Source organism: Pseudomonas fluorescens group sp. PF-69, from assembly GCF_054481235.1.
In genome coordinates, this window is record NZ_JBTMNC010000001.1 from 411,885 (window position 1) to 427,029 (window position 15,145).

At 61.4% G+C, this 15,145-nt stretch carries 13 protein-coding genes, 1 tRNA gene and 1 pseudogene; 10 read left to right on the forward strand and 5 right to left on the reverse strand.

Going from position 1 to position 15,145, the window contains the following annotated elements:
* Positions 1–97: 97 nt before the first annotated feature.
* The 3 genes from ACX3YF_RS01895 to ACX3YF_RS01905 all read left to right on the forward strand — a co-directional run bounded on the left by ACX3YF_RS01895 (position 98) and on the right by ACX3YF_RS01905 (position 1,473).
* Positions 98–182, forward strand: a tRNA-Leu gene (locus ACX3YF_RS01895).
* A 151-nt stretch (positions 183–333) separates the two neighbouring features.
* Positions 334–663, forward strand: a complete 330-nt coding sequence (locus ACX3YF_RS01900) for a hypothetical protein (RefSeq protein ID WP_130211394.1) — start codon at positions 334–336, stop codon at positions 661–663.
* 201 nt (positions 664–864) lie between these two features.
* On the forward strand, positions 865–1,473 hold the full coding sequence (locus ACX3YF_RS01905; RefSeq protein ID WP_448645853.1) for a LysE family translocator: 609 nt from the start codon (positions 865–867) through the stop codon (positions 1,471–1,473).
* 143 nt (positions 1,474–1,616) lie between these two features.
* On the opposite strand, the gene ACX3YF_RS01910 is transcribed toward ACX3YF_RS01905, so the two are convergent.
* Entirely contained in the window at positions 1,617–1,985 is a 369-nt protein-coding gene (locus ACX3YF_RS01910) for a PH domain-containing protein (protein WP_047538021.1), read from the reverse strand.
* Positions 1,986–2,483: 498 nt separating this feature from the next.
* Here ACX3YF_RS01910 and ACX3YF_RS01915 point away from each other — a divergent pair, with 498 nt between their 5' ends.
* Genes ACX3YF_RS01915 through ACX3YF_RS01930 form a run of 4 tightly spaced genes read left to right on the forward strand, consistent with a single transcriptional unit; the run spans position 2,484 to position 7,613 of the window.
* Positions 2,484–2,960 carry a formate dehydrogenase subunit gamma gene (locus tag ACX3YF_RS01915; protein WP_458973340.1) on the forward strand — a complete coding sequence of 159 codons (477 nt, stop codon included), beginning with the start codon at positions 2,484–2,486 and terminating at the stop codon, positions 2,958–2,960.
* Positions 2,960–4,516, forward strand: coding sequence for a formate dehydrogenase beta subunit (locus ACX3YF_RS01920; RefSeq protein WP_458973341.1), 1,557 nt, complete (start codon positions 2,960–2,962; stop codon positions 4,514–4,516). Before ACX3YF_RS01915 ends, ACX3YF_RS01920 begins: the two co-directional genes overlap by 1 nt.
* On the forward strand, positions 4,513–7,395 hold the full coding sequence (gene fdhF / locus ACX3YF_RS01925; protein ID WP_458973342.1) for a formate dehydrogenase subunit alpha: 2,883 nt from the start codon (positions 4,513–4,515) through the stop codon (positions 7,393–7,395). The genes ACX3YF_RS01920 and fdhF overlap by 4 nt, the downstream gene beginning before the upstream one ends.
* Positions 7,392–7,613 (forward strand): formate dehydrogenase subunit delta, encoded by a 222-nt coding sequence (locus ACX3YF_RS01930; RefSeq protein WP_130211389.1) that lies wholly within the window; start codon positions 7,392–7,394, stop codon positions 7,611–7,613. The genes fdhF and ACX3YF_RS01930 overlap by 4 nt, the downstream gene beginning before the upstream one ends.
* Before the next feature lie 582 nt (positions 7,614–8,195).
* On the opposite strand, the gene ACX3YF_RS01935 is transcribed toward ACX3YF_RS01930, so the two are convergent.
* Positions 8,196–8,537 carry a potassium channel family protein gene (locus ACX3YF_RS01935; RefSeq protein ID WP_130211388.1) on the reverse strand — a complete coding sequence of 114 codons (342 nt, stop codon included), beginning with the start codon at positions 8,535–8,537 and terminating at the stop codon, positions 8,196–8,198.
* Between the two features lie 155 nt (positions 8,538–8,692).
* Positions 8,693–9,157 (reverse strand): hypothetical protein, encoded by a 465-nt coding sequence (locus ACX3YF_RS01940; RefSeq protein ID WP_458973343.1) that lies wholly within the window; start codon positions 9,155–9,157, stop codon positions 8,693–8,695.
* A gap of 163 nt (positions 9,158–9,320) precedes the next feature.
* Here ACX3YF_RS01940 and ACX3YF_RS01945 point away from each other — a divergent pair, with 163 nt between their 5' ends.
* On the forward strand, positions 9,321–11,243 hold the full coding sequence (locus ACX3YF_RS01945; RefSeq protein ID WP_458973344.1) for an alkaline phosphatase D family protein: 1,923 nt from the start codon (positions 9,321–9,323) through the stop codon (positions 11,241–11,243).
* A 439-nt stretch (positions 11,244–11,682) separates the two neighbouring features.
* A complete protein-coding gene (locus tag ACX3YF_RS01950) occupies positions 11,683–12,183 on the forward strand; it encodes a P-loop NTPase family protein (protein WP_458946075.1) in 501 nt (166 codons plus the stop codon).
* A 36-nt stretch (positions 12,184–12,219) separates the two neighbouring features.
* On the opposite strand, the gene ACX3YF_RS01955 is transcribed toward ACX3YF_RS01950, so the two are convergent.
* On the reverse strand, positions 12,220–13,395 hold the full coding sequence (locus tag ACX3YF_RS01955) for an acetylornithine/succinylornithine family transaminase (RefSeq protein WP_458973345.1): 1,176 nt from the start codon (positions 13,393–13,395) through the stop codon (positions 12,220–12,222).
* Positions 13,396–13,496: 101 nt separating this feature from the next.
* Here ACX3YF_RS01955 and ACX3YF_RS01960 point away from each other — a divergent pair.
* A pseudogene (locus ACX3YF_RS01960) lies at positions 13,497–14,399 on the forward strand (LysR family transcriptional regulator); the annotation flags it as partial.
* Between the two features lie 10 nt (positions 14,400–14,409).
* Here ACX3YF_RS01960 and msrA read toward each other — a convergent pair.
* Positions 14,410–15,117, reverse strand: coding sequence for a peptide-methionine (S)-S-oxide reductase MsrA (gene msrA, locus ACX3YF_RS01965; protein ID WP_130211381.1), 708 nt, complete (start codon positions 15,115–15,117; stop codon positions 14,410–14,412).
* Positions 15,118–15,145: the final 28 nt, after the last annotated feature.

A 15,145-nucleotide genomic window follows, 5' to 3' on the forward strand; every position in this document is an offset into this window, starting at 1 on the left:
GTCTAGCAGGGCCGGGAAGTCTAGCGGAAATATCAAAAATTCTCCATGCACCTGATTGACCAGCGGTTATCTCATCTCTATACTTCGCCGCCATTGAGCCCTGATGGCGGAATTGGTAGACGCGGCGGATTCAAAATCCGTTTTCGAAAGGAGTGGGAGTTCGAGTCTCCCTCGGGGCACCAACATTAAGAAAGGTCTTGCTTAGCAAGGCCTTTTTTTTCGCCTATAGAAAAGTAACCGCCACGCTGCCAAAACCTGTGGGAGCTGGCTTGCCAGCGATGCTTTTGATCTTCACACCCTCGGTCAGTCAGACACTCATCAAGGATTCCCCCCATGGAACAGCACCTGGAAACCGTCGCCCTCTTCTCCCTCAAACTGGCTTACGAATCGGAAGATTCAAGCCCGATTTTGCGTGACGACCTGGTCATGGGTGATTACCAGCGGGATGTGTTTGAGTTGCTGGTGCGGCGGGGGGATGTTGAGGGGATTCAGGTGAAGGTGGGTGAGTGTGTGGGGTTGGCGTTGGAGGCGGTTGGGGGTGTGGATAAACCGTTGGGGCGGGAGTTGCGGCGGTTGGCGGGGGACGTTGCCAGTGTTCAGACGATGGAGCTGATTGGTGCGCCGCTTGTTGCGCTTAAGGATTATCTGAAAGATATCCAGTGATATGACGGAGTGACCAAAAAAAGCGGGAACGCCCGTAGCAGGGCTGAAATTGGTTGTCCTGTTCATCTGATATAAATCTGCCCACCTTTTCCCCCTGCCTCTATGCCATTTGCACCGGGTTGTTGTTCACAGGTTTGTTGCGCGAGTACATCGTTTGGGCTATGCAGTATCTTCGCAATACCCTATTCAATGGAGTGATTCATGGCTAATTACGGACTGTTTATAATTCTGGCAACTTTGACCGTGCTTAGCCCCGGCCCAGGGGTGGTGTTGACGATTTCCAACTCCCTGCGGCATGGCTGGACTGGCTCGCTGCCCGGTATCTTTGGTATCGCGTTGGGCGCTTTTGTCGTCGCGGGTATCTCCGCCAGTAGCGTCGGGGTGATCCTGGCCACCTCGGCCACTGCGTTCACCCTTCTCAAGTACGTGGGTGCAGCGTACTTGTTGTATCTGGGGATCAAGATGTGGCGTGCCACGAGTTTTATCCCCGAACTCAAAGTCACGTCCTCGCGTCCGTGGCGTCGATTTTCCGAGGCGTTGTCGATCCAGTTGCTGAATCCCAAGGCCGGTTTCTTCTTTCTCGCAGTATTCCCTCAGTTCATCCAATCGGAGGGTAACTACTACAGCCAGTTCTTCTTGCTGGTGTCGTCCTATAGCTTGCTCGTTGTACTGGTTCATACCGGATATGCCCTCATGGCCAACGGTGCAAGAAGCTGGCTCACCACAAATAGTGGCGCCCGTATTGTCGGCAAACTGTCGGGCACTACCTTTTTTTGCTTTGGCGTGCTGATGGCCTCGGCCAGCAAATAAACAGACTTGGATGATTTCGAAAAAAGGTGCACAGATTAATTTTCAAGGTGATTCCCTTTTTGATTCTTTTTGATTAGCCCCGAGTTTTCGGGGCTTTTTATCGGGCGGGATTTGGCTGGGCGGTGATTCGGCAGACCGTCAGTTCAAAGCAGATGCTGAGAAATCAGTTTCGAAATTTCCACCATCGAAGTCCTGCCGGTGAATTCGAACTTCACCTTTCCCAGCGACGAGAAGTAGATCTCCAGCTCGGAGTCCAGGTCGAACGTGCCCGAGGTTTCTACCGAGTACGCCACGATGTTTTTGTAGGGCAACGAGGTGAAGTCTTTTTTGCTGCCGGTGATGCCTTGGACGTTGACCGAGATGATGCGTTTGTTGGTAAACACCACGCCGTCGCGCATGGATTTGTAGGCATCGATAACGTGTTCGCCGTCGATCAACAGGGCGGAAACGCGTTCGGCGTATTCGTCGTTTTGCTTGAGTTTGAAGAATCCCTTGTTGTTGAAATCAATCATCTGTCTTTCCCTGTTTATCCAATGAACGGCTTAAGCATGACTTCATACCGTATCTCGATCGACAGTGCAGGGCCAACCCCCACTCCACCACTTTCCCCGCCATGGCTCAACCCATCTGCTCCGCAGAATTGCCCACGGTTCTGATGCTTCTTCTTACCTGCAATGGTTGCTATACATCCCCCCTCGACAAGCCCTCCGGGCATCAGGCCAGTGAGTGAACGCCCCTGGCGGCACTCATCTAGACTGAATGGAGAGTCGTAGGCAGAACCGAGCACGTCGCTTTGGTGCAGTTCGATCAATAGCGGCGTGGCAAGCTGCCCTTTATGCCCGGTAGAGGCGCGGCGAAGACCGCGTCGGGCACAACAAGATGCCCATTGAGGGTGCCCTGGCCAACGGCCTGACGATGCCACGATACCGTGACGTGGTGTGAATGCCGCAGCCGACACTTTCGGACGACCGACAACCCTATGGTTTGTCCGTGACCGTGAGGATTGCTGAATGCCTGATGAGACGTTGCACTTGCCTTTGGTCAACAGCCTGCTGGAACGCCACAAGGGCGCTGCGGGTGCACTGTTGCCCATTCTTCACGATATTCAGGCGCACATCGGCTACATCCCCGATGCCGCCGTCTCCGAGATTGCCCATGCGCTGAATCAGAGTCAGGCCGAGGTGCGCGGGGTGATCAGTTTTTACCATGACTTGCGCACCGCGCCGCCCGCTCGGCACATTCTGCGTCTGTGCCGGGCCGAGTCCTGCAAGAGTCGCGGCGCCGAGCAACTGGCCGCGCAGCTGCGCGAACGCCTGCAACTGGACGACCACGGCAGCAGCGCCGATGGCAGCATCAGTTTGCGTCCGGTGTACTGCCTGGGCGCCTGCGCCTGCTCCCCGGCGCTGGAACTGGATGGCCGGGTGCATGCGCGGCTCAGTGCCGAGCGTCTGGATGCCCTGCTTGACGCTTGCCGGGAGGACGCTTGATGCCGACGCTCTATCTGCCCTGTGATTCCCTGGCCCGTGCCGTGGGCGCCGATGAGGTGGCGACAGCCCTTACCACTCAGGCCCACGAACGCCATCTGCCGCTGGAGCTGCAGCGCACCAGTTCGCGCGGCCTGTACTGGCTGGAACCGCTGCTGGAAGTGGACACCCCGCAAGGCCGTATCGGCTTCGGCCCACTGACGGCGGCCGATGTGCCGTCGGTGCTTGAGGCCCTGGGCGATCCATCCGCTCATCCACTGGCCCTGGGCCTGGTGGAAGACCTGCCCTATCTGAAGACTCAACAGCGCCTGCTGTTTGCCCGCGCCGGCATCACCCGGCCGCTGTCGCTGGACGACTACCGGGCCCACGGCGGTTTCGAAGGTTTGAACAGATCCGTCACCCTTGGCGGCGAGGAGACTGCGACTGAGGTGTTCGATTCAGGCCTGCGTGGCCGTGGCGGCGCGGCCTTCCCCGCCGGGATCAAATGGCGCACGGTGCGCCTCACCGAAGCGGCGCAAAAGTACATCGTGTGCAACGCCGACGAAGGCGACTCCGGCACCTTTGCCGACCGCATGCTGATGGAAGGCGACCCCTTCCTGCTGATCGAAGGCATGGCCATTGCCGGCCTGTGCGTCGGCGCCACCTACGGCTACATCTATGTGCGCTCGGAATATCCGGATGCCGTGGCCACCCTGCGCGAAGCGCTGGAGATTGCCCGGTCGAACGGTTACCTGGGCGCCAATGTCGGCGGCAGCGGTCAGTCTTTCGACATGGAAGTGCGGGTCGGTGCCGGTGCTTACATTTGCGGTGAAGAAACCGCATTGCTGGACTCCCTCGAAGGCAAGCGCGGGATCGTACGCGCCAAGCCGCCGATCCCTGCCTTGAAGGGCCTGTTTGGCCAGCCGACCCTGGTGCACAACGTGCTGACCCTGGCCTCGGTGCCGCTGATTCTGGCCAAGGGCGCGCAGTTCTATCGCGATTACGGCATGGGCCGCTCCCTGGGCACCATGCCGTTTCAACTGGCGGGCAATGTGCGTCACGGCGGGCTGGTGGAACGGGCCTTTGGCCTGACCCTGCGGGAACTGGTGGAGGGCTACGGCGGCGGGACCGCCAGTGGTCGGCCGCTGAAGGCCGCGCAAGTGGGCGGTCCCCTCGGTGCCTGGGTGCCGCCGTCGCAATTCGACACGCCGCTGGATTACGAGGCCTTCGCCGCCATGGGCGCGATGCTCGGTCACGGTGGCGTAGTGGTGGCCGACGACAGCCTGGACATGGCCCGGATGGCGCGTTTCGCCCTTGAATTCTGCGCCGAGGAATCCTGTGGCAAATGCACGCCGTGCCGCATCGGCTCGACCCGCGGCGTCGAGGTGATCGACCGCTTGCTGGCCGCACCGGACGCGAGCGGTCGCGATGAGCAGGTGATCATCCTCAAGGACCTGTGCGACACGATGCAATACGGTTCGCTGTGTGCGTTGGGCGGCATGGTTTCCTTCCCGGTCGCCAGCGCCCTCAAGCACTTCCCCGCCGACTTCGGCTTGCAGCCCTCGGAGGCCGAGCAATGATCACTCTCTTCGACCCGAAAACCGATATCGATCTGGGCACCCCTGCCCGTGACAGCGACGTGCACGTCACCCTGCACATCGACGGCCGCAGCATCAGCGTGCCCGAAGGCACTTCGGTGATGCGCGCCGCCGCATTGCTGGGCACCACCATTCCGAAGCTCTGCGCCACCGACAGCCTGGAAGCCTTCGGCTCCTGCCGCATGTGCCTGGTGGAGATCGACGGCATGCGCGGCTACCCGGCGTCCTGCACCACGCCGGTCAGCGAAGGCATGACCGTGCACACCCAGACGCCGAAGCTTGCGACCCTGCGCCGCAACGTCATGGAGCTGTATATCTCCGATCACCCATTGGACTGCCTGACCTGCTCGGCCAACGGCAACTGCGAGCTGCAAACCGTGGCCGGTCAAGTCGGCCTGCGGGAAGTGCGTTACGGCTATGAAGGCGACAACCATCTGGCCGATGTGAAGGACACGTCCAACCCCTATTTCGACTACGACCCGAGCAAGTGCATCGTCTGCAACCGCTGCGTGCGTGCCTGCGAAGAAACCCAGGGTACCTTTGCCCTGACCATTACCGGGCGCGGTTTCGAGTCCCGTGTGGCCGCTGCCGGTGGGGATAACTTCCTCGACTCCGAATGCGTGTCCTGCGGCGCCTGCGTGCAGGCCTGCCCTACCGCGACCCTGATGGAGAAAAGTGTGGTCGAACTGGGCCAGCCCGAGCGCAGCGTGATCACGACGTGTGCCTATTGCGGTGTGGGCTGCTCGTTCCGCGCCGAGATGAAAGGCGAGCAGCTGGTGCGCATGGTGCCGGACAAGAACGGTCAGGCCAACCACGGCCACTCCTGCGTCAAGGGCCGCTTTGCCTGGGGCTACGCCACGCACCCGGATCGCATCACCAAACCGATGATCCGCCAGCACATCAACGATCCGTGGCAGGAAGTCAGCTGGGACGAAGCGGTGACCTACGCCGCCAGCGAATTCCGCCGGCTGCAGCAGAAGTACGGCCGCGACTCCATCGGTGGCATCACCTCCAGCCGTTGCACCAACGAAGAAACCTATCTGGTGCAAAAACTGGTGCGTGCCGCGTTCGGCAACAACAACGTCGACACCTGCGCGCGGGTCTGCCATTCGCCGACCGGTTATGGCCTGAAACAAACCCTGGGCGAGTCCGCCGGCACCCAGAGTTTCGACTCGGTGATGCAGGCCGACGTGATTTTGGTGATGGGCGCCAACCCCAGCGATGCGCACCCAGTGTTTGCTTCCCAGCTCAAACGTCGTTTGCGTGAAGGTGCGAGGTTGATCGTGATCGATCCGCGACGCATTGATCTGGTGGATTCGGTGCACGCCCGCGCTGAATATCACCTGGCCCTGCGCCCCGGTACCAACGTCGCCATGCTCAACGCCCTGGCCCATGTGATCGTCACCGAAGGCCTGCTCAACCAGGCCTTTATCGACGCCCGTTGCGAAGGCAGCGATTTCGCCAACTGGCGCGAGTTCGTCAGCCGCGCGGAAAACTCGCCGGAAGTGCTGGGCGCGATTTGCGGTGTACCCGCTGCCGACATCCGTGCCGCCGCGCGTCTGTATGCCACCGGCGGCAACGCGGCGATCTACTACGGCCTGGGCGTCACCGAACACAGCCAGGGCAGCACCGCGGTCATGGGCATCGCCAACCTGGCCATGGCCACCGGCAACATCGGCCGCGAAGGCGTGGGCGTGAACCCGCTGCGCGGTCAGAACAACGTGCAGGGCTCCTGCGACATGGGCTCCTTCCCCCACGAACTGCCCGGTTACCGGCACGTCTCCAACGAGGTGGTGCGCGCGCAGTTCGAACAGGCGTGGAACGTCACCCTGCAATCCGAACCGGGCCTGCGCATTCCCAACATGTTCGAAGCAGCCCTGGGCGGCAGCTTCAAGGGCTTGTATTGCCAGGGTGAGGACATCGCCCAGAGCGATCCGAATACCCAGCACGTCACCGCCGCGTTGTCGGCCATGGAATGCGTGGTGGTGCAGGACATTTTCCTCAACGAAACCGCCAGGTTCGCTCATGTGTTCCTGCCGGGCAGTTCGTTCCTGGAAAAGGACGGCACCTTCACCAACGCCGAGCGGCGCATCTCCCGGGTTCGCAAGGTCATGGAACCGCTGGGCGGCAAGGCCGACTGGGAAGGCACCGTGGCCCTGGCCAATGCGTTGGGTTACCCGATGCATTACAAACACCCGTCCGAAATCATGGATGAAATCGCCCGCCTGACGCCGACCTTCACCAACGTCAGCTACGCCGAACTGGAGCGCCACGGCAGCCTGCAATGGCCGTGCAACGCCGCAGCGCCGGACGGCACGCCGACCATGCACATCGACGAGTTCGTGCGTGGCAAGGGGCGTTTCATGCTCACCGGGTACGTGCCCACCGAAGAGAAGGTCAACAGTCGCTACCCGCTGCTGCTGACCACCGGGCGCATCCTCAGCCAGTACAACGTTGGTGCTCAGACCCGCCGTACAGAGAACGTTGCCTGGCATGAAGAAGACCGCCTGGAAATCCACCCGACCGACGCCGAGAGCCGGGGCATCAACGAAGGTGATTGGGTCGGCATCGGCAGCCGTGCCGGGCAGACCGTGTTGCGTGCGCGGATTACCGAACGGGTCGCGCCGGGCGTGGTGTACACCACCTTCCACTTCCCGGAATCCGGGGCCAACGTGATCACCACCGACAACTCCGACTGGGCCACCAACTGTCCGGAGTACAAGGTCACGGCCGTGGAAGTCAGCCGCGTCTATCACCCTTCCGAGTGGCAAAAGCGCTATCAGGCCTTCAGCGACGAACAGGACCGTCTGCTCAAGGAACGCCGCCAGGCCCGTGGCGATAAGGCGGAGGCACGCCGATGAGCACGGACAACCTGATCAAGATGGCCAACCAGATCGCCCAGTACTTCGCCAGCCAGCCGGACCAGGAACAGGCCGTGCTCAGTGTGCGCAATCACCTGCAAATGTTCTGGGCGCCGAGCATGCGCAAGGAACTGCTGGCCTGGCAGACCGAGCATCACGGGGAGGATTTACACCCGCTGGTGCAGGCGGCGGTAACCGGGGCGGGTTGGGAGGCCTAGCCCAACACTGAAAAACCACCTGTAGGAGCGAGCCTGCTCGCGATGGCCCCAAGGCCGTCGCGTTTAGCCTGCAAGCACGTGTCATCGTTCACGACCATCGCGAGCAGGCTCGCTCCTACAAGGCAATTGGTTGCGTAACCCTATTCCGCGTCCGACCAGGACCACTGTAGGAGCGAGCCTGCTCGCGATGGCCCCAAGGCCGTCGCGTTTAGCCTTCAAGCACGCGTCATCGTTGACGACCATCGCGAGCAGGCTCGCTCCTACAAGGCAATTGGTTGCGCAACCCTATTCCGCGTCCGACCAGGACCACTGTCGGAGCGAGCCTGCTCGCGATGGCCCCAAGGCCGTCGCGTTTAGCCTTCAAGCACGTGTCATCGTTGACGACCATCGCGAGCAGGCTCGCTCCTACAAGGCAATTGTTGGTTGCGTAACCCTATTCCGCGTCCGACCAGGACCACTGTCGGAGCGAGCCTGCTCGCGATGGCCCCAAGGCCGTCGCGTTTAGCCTGCAAGCACGTGTCATCGTTGACGACCATCGCGAGCAGGCTCGCTCCTACAGGGGAATGGGGTGCGGAGCCCTATTCAGGCGTCCCCCTCCTTCGCCCGCACGGCCGCCTCGATCGCCCGCACACTGATCGCCGCAAAGATCGCGGTCATCAGTACGCCGTTGAACCCCAGCATTATCGCCAGCACCCGCGATACCGCCAGTTTGGGCACCAGTTCGCCGTAGCCGATGGTCAGGCCGGTCACGAAGGCGAAATAGATACCGTCGAATGGGCCCCAGCCTTCCAAGTAGCTGATGATCAGGCCGAACAGAACGATCAGGAACAGCAGGATGGAGAAGATCGGCCACACCACGCAGAAGTAGAACCAGACAGTCTTGTAGAACTCATGGCGAACGTGGGATGCGTGATTGAGGTTCATGTCACGAGCTTCCTGGGTTGTGGGCACCCCATCAGCTTGGCACAAACGCTGGATTTCGATGGCCGGATCAACGCAGCGCCGCCCACAAACCGAAGGCAACCACGCCAGGCTAATGCCGCAGAGGACATACCGTAGCCACAGGGCTGTATCGGCGCTTATTCGACCTCAATGGGCCCTTTTGCCCCGGCATCGCTGTCGGTCCAGTAATCTTCCCCCGTCAGCCGCCGATCACCCTGGATCGTGAACGTCATCTTGCCCTGGCGGAACTGCAGCGTGCCGTCGGTGCGCTTGGCGTTGACCCGCTTGCCGTTGACCCAGACGTTCTCCTTCGAGTCGATACGTATGGTGGCGACGGTCGCGCCGGCGTCGCTCTTGGCGACCCACTGCCCGGCATACGGCGTCTGGGTGTTCGCGCTGTCGCTGGCGGCCGGTGCTTGCGGATTGCTGAACCCGGCCTTGGCGTTTTCGGCCTTGCTCTTGTGGATATCGCAGCCCTCCAGTTCACTCATCTGGGTGCAACCGGATTGTTCGAGTTGTTTGCGGTACTTGTCGTTGATGGCATAGGCCGGGGACTGGGCAACGATCAACATGGCCAGCGCCGGCAGGATGATCTTCTTCATGTGTTCCTCTTCTCAGAGCGAAAGCTTGTCGACAGTCAGGTCATTCACTCTAGCCTGTATTGGCCATCGGTCAGCTGACACTGATCACTTCAACGTTAACAGGCAGCCGCAACGACCTGCGCTATCATCGCCCGCTTCGGTGCCCCAAGAGTCTTGAACCCGGATGTCCGTCACTCTGCCATTACCTGCTGATCATCATTCACTGCCACCGGTTCTGGCCGGGCCGCTGTTACGCCGTCTGGAGCCCACGCGGCTGGTGATGTGGCTGGTCGGCTCGCGGTCGCTGGCGCTGACGTTGCGCGTGCAGGGTGTTGCCGATGTACGTCTGGATGCCGGGCAATGCACGGTCATCCAGGTGGGCACGCAGGCCTTCGTGCATCTGATCGACGTGACGCTGGAGGCCGCCCTGCCCTGGGACACGCTGATCGAGTACGACCTGCTGATCGATGACGCACAAACAGGCATCGCCGACTGGGCGCCCCATCTGTTGTATGGCGATGCCCGTCGTCCGAATTTCGTTCTGCGCTCACGCATCGATCAGTTGCTGCATGGCTCCTGCCGCAAACCTCATCACCCGTCAGCCGACGGCTTGCTGTGTGTCGATGCCCTGCTGGCGCAAACCCCTGAAGCCAGCGAGCGCCCGGCACTGTTGATGATGAGCGGCGATCAGGTGTACGCCGACGATGTCGCCGGGCCGATGTTGCGGGCCATTCATGCCTTGATCGAGCGACTGGGACTGTTCGGCGAGCACCTGGAAGGCGCCGTGGTCAACGACAGCGCCAAACTCTACGAGCATCCCGCCAGCTACTACCACCGTGCGGATTTGTTACCGGCGCTTGAAAGCAACGAGACCTTGCGCGAGCGATTTTTCGGCGGGGCGCGCAAGCCGATTTTCACCAGCAGCAACGCCGACAACCATCTGGTGACCTTCGCCGAAGTCATGGCCATGTATGTGTTGGTCTGGTCCCCCACGCCCTGGACCTTGATTGCCCCGCAGCCGCCGGCACTGACGCCGGACAGGGCTCAGCGCTATGCACTGGAACAAACCCGCATCGATGGCTTCAAGGCCGGACTCGGCCAGGTCGCCCGGGCCCTGGCGCACTTGCCGACGCTGATGATTTTCGACGACCACGACATTACCGATGACTGGAATCTTTCCGCGCAATGGGAGGAAACGGCCTACGGCCATCCGTTCTCCAAACGCATCATCGGTAATGCACTGCTGGCCTACATGCTGTGCCAGGGCTGGGGCAACAACCCGGATGCCTTCAGCGGCGTCCTGGAAAAAGCGCGGCTGTTGAGCGCCACCGGGCAGGACCGCTACCTCGACAGCCCTGTGCAAGATGACTTGATCGACCAATTGCTGAAATTTCAGAACTGGCACTACGTGCTGCCCACCCGCCCGGCCGTGGTGGTGATCGACACCCGCACCCGGCGCTGGCGCAGCGAGATGAACCTCAAGCAACCCTCGGGCCTGCTCGACTGGGAAGCCCTCAGCGAACTGCAACAGGAACTGCTCGACCACCCGTGCGCGATCATCGTTTCGCCTGCCCCGATCTTCGGCGTGAAACTGATCGAGACCGTGCAGCGGGTGTTCAGTTGGTGCGGTTATCCACTGCTGGTGGACGCGGAAAACTGGATGGCCCATCGCGGTGCGGCGCAGGTGATCCTGAACATTTTCCGACACTCGCGTACGCCGGGTAACTACGTGGTGCTCTCGGGGGATGTGCATTATTCCTTCGTCTACGAAGTGCTGATCCGACACCGCAAGGCCGGGCCGCATATCTGGCAGATCACCAGCAGCGGCATCAAGAACGAATTCCCCCGGGCCCTGCTCGAGTGGTTCGATAGCCTCAACCGCTGGCTGTACTCGCCACGCTCGCCGCTCAACTGGCTGACCAAACGTCGGCGCCTGCGCATCGTGCCGCACGTCCCCGAGCATGCCGAGGCCGGTGAACGGCTGTGGAATTCGGCGGGGATCGGCCAGGTGTTTTTCAATGATCAGGGTCAGCCGCAGGATATCTATCAGCACAACGCCAATGGGGCGCCGAAGACGCGCATGGTGCCGCCTGCCGATGAGGAGTGAAGGGATGACCGCCGCTCCTGATCATGACCGAAAACCTGCAGAGCCAGCCTGCTGGCGATGGCCCCGAGTGCGCCGCGTTTAACCAGGCCACCCGCGTTATCGTTAACGACCATCGCGACGGTGCGACGATTCGACAGGCTCGCGCCTACACATGTCCGCAAACCTGTAGAGCCAGCCTGCTGGCGATGGACCCGAGTGCGCCGCGTTTAACCAGGCCACCCGCGTTATCGCTGACGACCATCGCGACGGTGCGACGATTCGACAGGCTCGCGCCTACACATGACCGCAAACCTGTAGGAGCCAGCCTGCTGGCGATGGGCCCAAGTGCGCCGCGTTTAACCAGGCCACCCGCGTTATCGCTGACGACCATCGCGACGGTGCGACGATTCGACAGGCTCGCGCCTACAATGGATCGTGTGACTCAAAGAGGTAACGCGAATTGGACCTCACTCGAACCCTGATCATCGGCAACTCAGGTTCCGGCAAGAGCTGGTTGGCAGAACGACTGTCGCAGCCGTTGCACGTGCCATGGACCGACCTTGATCGCCTTCACTGGATATCTGACGAACACAGCATCGCCCGCCCCCGGAACGAGGCGTTGGCCATGGCACGGGTGGCGGCCAGTGAAGAGCGCTGGGTCATCGAAGGGGTTTATGGCTGGATCGCCAGCGAACTCCTGCCCCGCGCCACCGCGTTGATCTGGTTGAGTGTTGAAGATGAGGACTGCGTGGCCAACATTCGCCAGCGCGAGGCCGGGCGCGACGATGATGACCTGTTGCTGATCGCCTTGCTGGACTGGGCCGGCAGCTATCGCAAGCGTGAGGGATCCAGTGGGTTTGCGGCGCATCAGCGACTGTTCGAGGATTTCACTGGCTCGCGCATTCAGCTGGCGAATCGGGCGCAAATCACCGACTTCGCAACACAAGCACCGACCGCGTAGGAGCCGCCCGAGGCTGCTCCTGCACGGAAACCCGGTTCAGTCGGCTCTCATCGACAAAGCAACCCCCCTGACAATCATCTCCACCTCCCGCTCATCAATCGTCAGCGGCGGCAGCAGGCGGATGATCTGGCCGCGGGTCACGTTGATCAACAGGCTGTGATCCCGTGCGGCGATCAGGGACAGGTCGCGGATCGGTTGTTTGAGTTCGATGCCGATCATCAAGCCCTGGCCGCGAATCGCCAATACATTCGGGTGGTCCGCCAGTTCCGCGCGCAACCTTTCGAGCAGGCGTTCACCCTGCGTCCGCGCGTTTTCCCGCAATTGCTGTTCTTCGATGATGTCCAGCACGGTGCACGCGACCCGACAGGCCAACGGGTTGCCACCGAAGGTGCTGCCGTGGCTACCGGGGGTAAAGAGCTCGGCGGCTTTGCCCCGGGCCAGGCAAGCGCCGATCGGGATGCCGTTGCCCAGGCCTTTGGCCAGGGTCATGACGTCCGGCACGATGCCTTCGTGCTGGAACGCAAACCACTGGCCGGTGCGGCCGATGCCGGTCTGGATTTCATCGAGCATCATCAACCACCCGCGCCGATGGCACAGCTCGCGCACGGCTTTGAGATAGCCCGGCGGCGCCAGTTGCACGCCGCTTTCGCCCTGGATCGGCTCCATCAGAATCGCCACGACGCGCGGGCCATGGGCCTGTTGCACCTGGTCCAGTGCCTTGAGATCACCGAACGGCACCTTAACGAAATCCCCCGGCAACGTGTTGAAGCCCAGGCGCACGGCCGGGCCATCGCTGGCGGATAGCGTGCCGAGGGTCCGACCATGGAAAGCGTTCTCCATGACCACCACCAACGGTTGCTCGATGCCTTTGCGCCAACCATGCAGCCGCGCGATTTTCAGCGCCGTTTCGTTGGCCTCGGCACCGGAATTGTTGAAAAACGCCCGGTCCATGCCGGCCAACCGGGTCAGTTTCTGCGCCAGTTGTTGCTGCCAATCGATGCTGTACAGGTTCGAAGTGTGCAACAGCAAACCGGCCTGCTCGCTGATGGCCGAGACGATTTTCGGGTGTGAGTGGCCGACGTTGGTCACCGCCACGCCAGCGACCGCGTCCAGGTATTCACGACCGGCCTGATCCCACAGGCGTGTGCCAAGGCCCTTGGTGAAACTCAAGGCCAACGGTTGGTAAGTGCTCATCAGGCAGGCGGCGGTCATGGCAAAAGCTCCCTCTATGGTCAGTGTTTTTGCAGTATGGTTAGCCACCACAGCTGGAAAAACCCGGCAAAACTTCAATCATTTTAAAGCCAGGCTTGATAATGGATCTGTTCCAGGCAATGAGCGTTTACGTACGGGTGGTCGAAGCCGGCAGCATGACCGCCGCCGCGCAGCAATGTGAGATGTCCACGACCATGGTGGGCAATCATCTCAAGGCCCTGGAGCAGCGCCTCGGTGTGCGCCTGCTCAACCGTACGACCCGGCGCCAGCGCCTGACCGAATTTGGCACGGCGTACTATCAACGCTGCCTCGAAGTGCTGGGGCTGGTGGCGGATTCCGAGCGCCTGGCGGAGCAAACCCACGATGAGCCCAGCGGCACCCTGCGCATCACCGCACCGCTGACCTTCGGCACCGAGCGCCTGGCGCCGGCCTTGAGTGAGTTCAGCTTGCAAAACCCGCGGGTGAAACTGGACGTGGTGCTCACCAATCGACGCCCGGACTTGCTGGATAACGGTTTTGACGTGGCCTTCCGCCTGGGCGCACTCGAACCCTCCAACCTGATCGCCCGCCCGTTGATCGACTACACCCTGACCATGTGCGCCTCCAGGGAATACCTGGCGCGTCGGGGCACCCCGGAAAAACCCGAGGACCTGCAACAGCACGACTGCCTGGCGTTTGCCTACCCGGCCGGTGATGACTGGCAATCAGTGGCCCGGCAATGGCGCCTGCACGGTCCTGAAGGCGAAGTCGAGGTGGCGGTCAGCGGTCCGATGCTGATCAACAGCTCGGCGGGTTTGCATCAAGCGGCGCGCACCGGCATGGGCATCGTGATGGTGCCCGATGCGCTGGTGGAGCAAGACCTGCGGGAGGGCAAACTGGTCGCCCTGATGCCGAGCTATCAACTGCCGAGCCGGCCGATGCACCTGGTCTATGCCCAGGATCGACACCGCCTGCCGAAACTGCGTCGTTTCGTCGACTTCGCCGTGAAGATGTGGGGCAAGCACTCGCCGCCCCTCACAGCCTCGCCTTCACCAGCACCGGTTTTTCCTGATAGCGATCCGGGTACAGCTGCTTGAGCTGTGCCACTTTCGGCAGGTCGTTGATCACGATGTAAGGGTACGTCGGGTGCTCGGTTAGAAAGTCCTGATGCTCTTCCTCCGCCGGGTAGAAACCGTTGTAGCTTTCCAGTTTGGTCACAATCGGTTTGTCGAACGCATGAGCGGCGTCGAGCTGGTTGATGTAGGCCTGGGCCACCCGTTGCTGTTCGCTGCTTTGGGTGAAAATGGCCGAGCGATACTGGGTGCCGGTGTCCGGTCCCTGACGGTTGAGTTCGGTCGGGTTGTGCGCCACCGAAAAGTAGATTTGCAGCAAGGTGCCATAGCTGACCTGACTCGGGTCGAAGGTCACTTCAACCGACTCCGCATGCCCGGTATTGCCATTGCTGACGCGTTCGTACCGGGCCGTGTCAGCCGCACCGCCCGCGTACCCCGAGACGGCGTTTTTCACGCCTTTGACATGCTGGAACACCCCTTGAACGCCCCAGAAGCAACCACCGGCAAACACGGCGGTTTCGCTGTGGGCCTGCGTGCTTTCATCCAGGGCCGGAGGGGGCAGGACGACGGCCTCTTCAGCGCTGCCGAAAGAGAACGCCGAGCATTGACTGATGAAGCCGGCAGCCGCCAGTCCCAATAAGGTACGGCGCCAGGTGAACAGGTTTTTCATGACGTTGACTCCTGAAGAATTGAGGTCG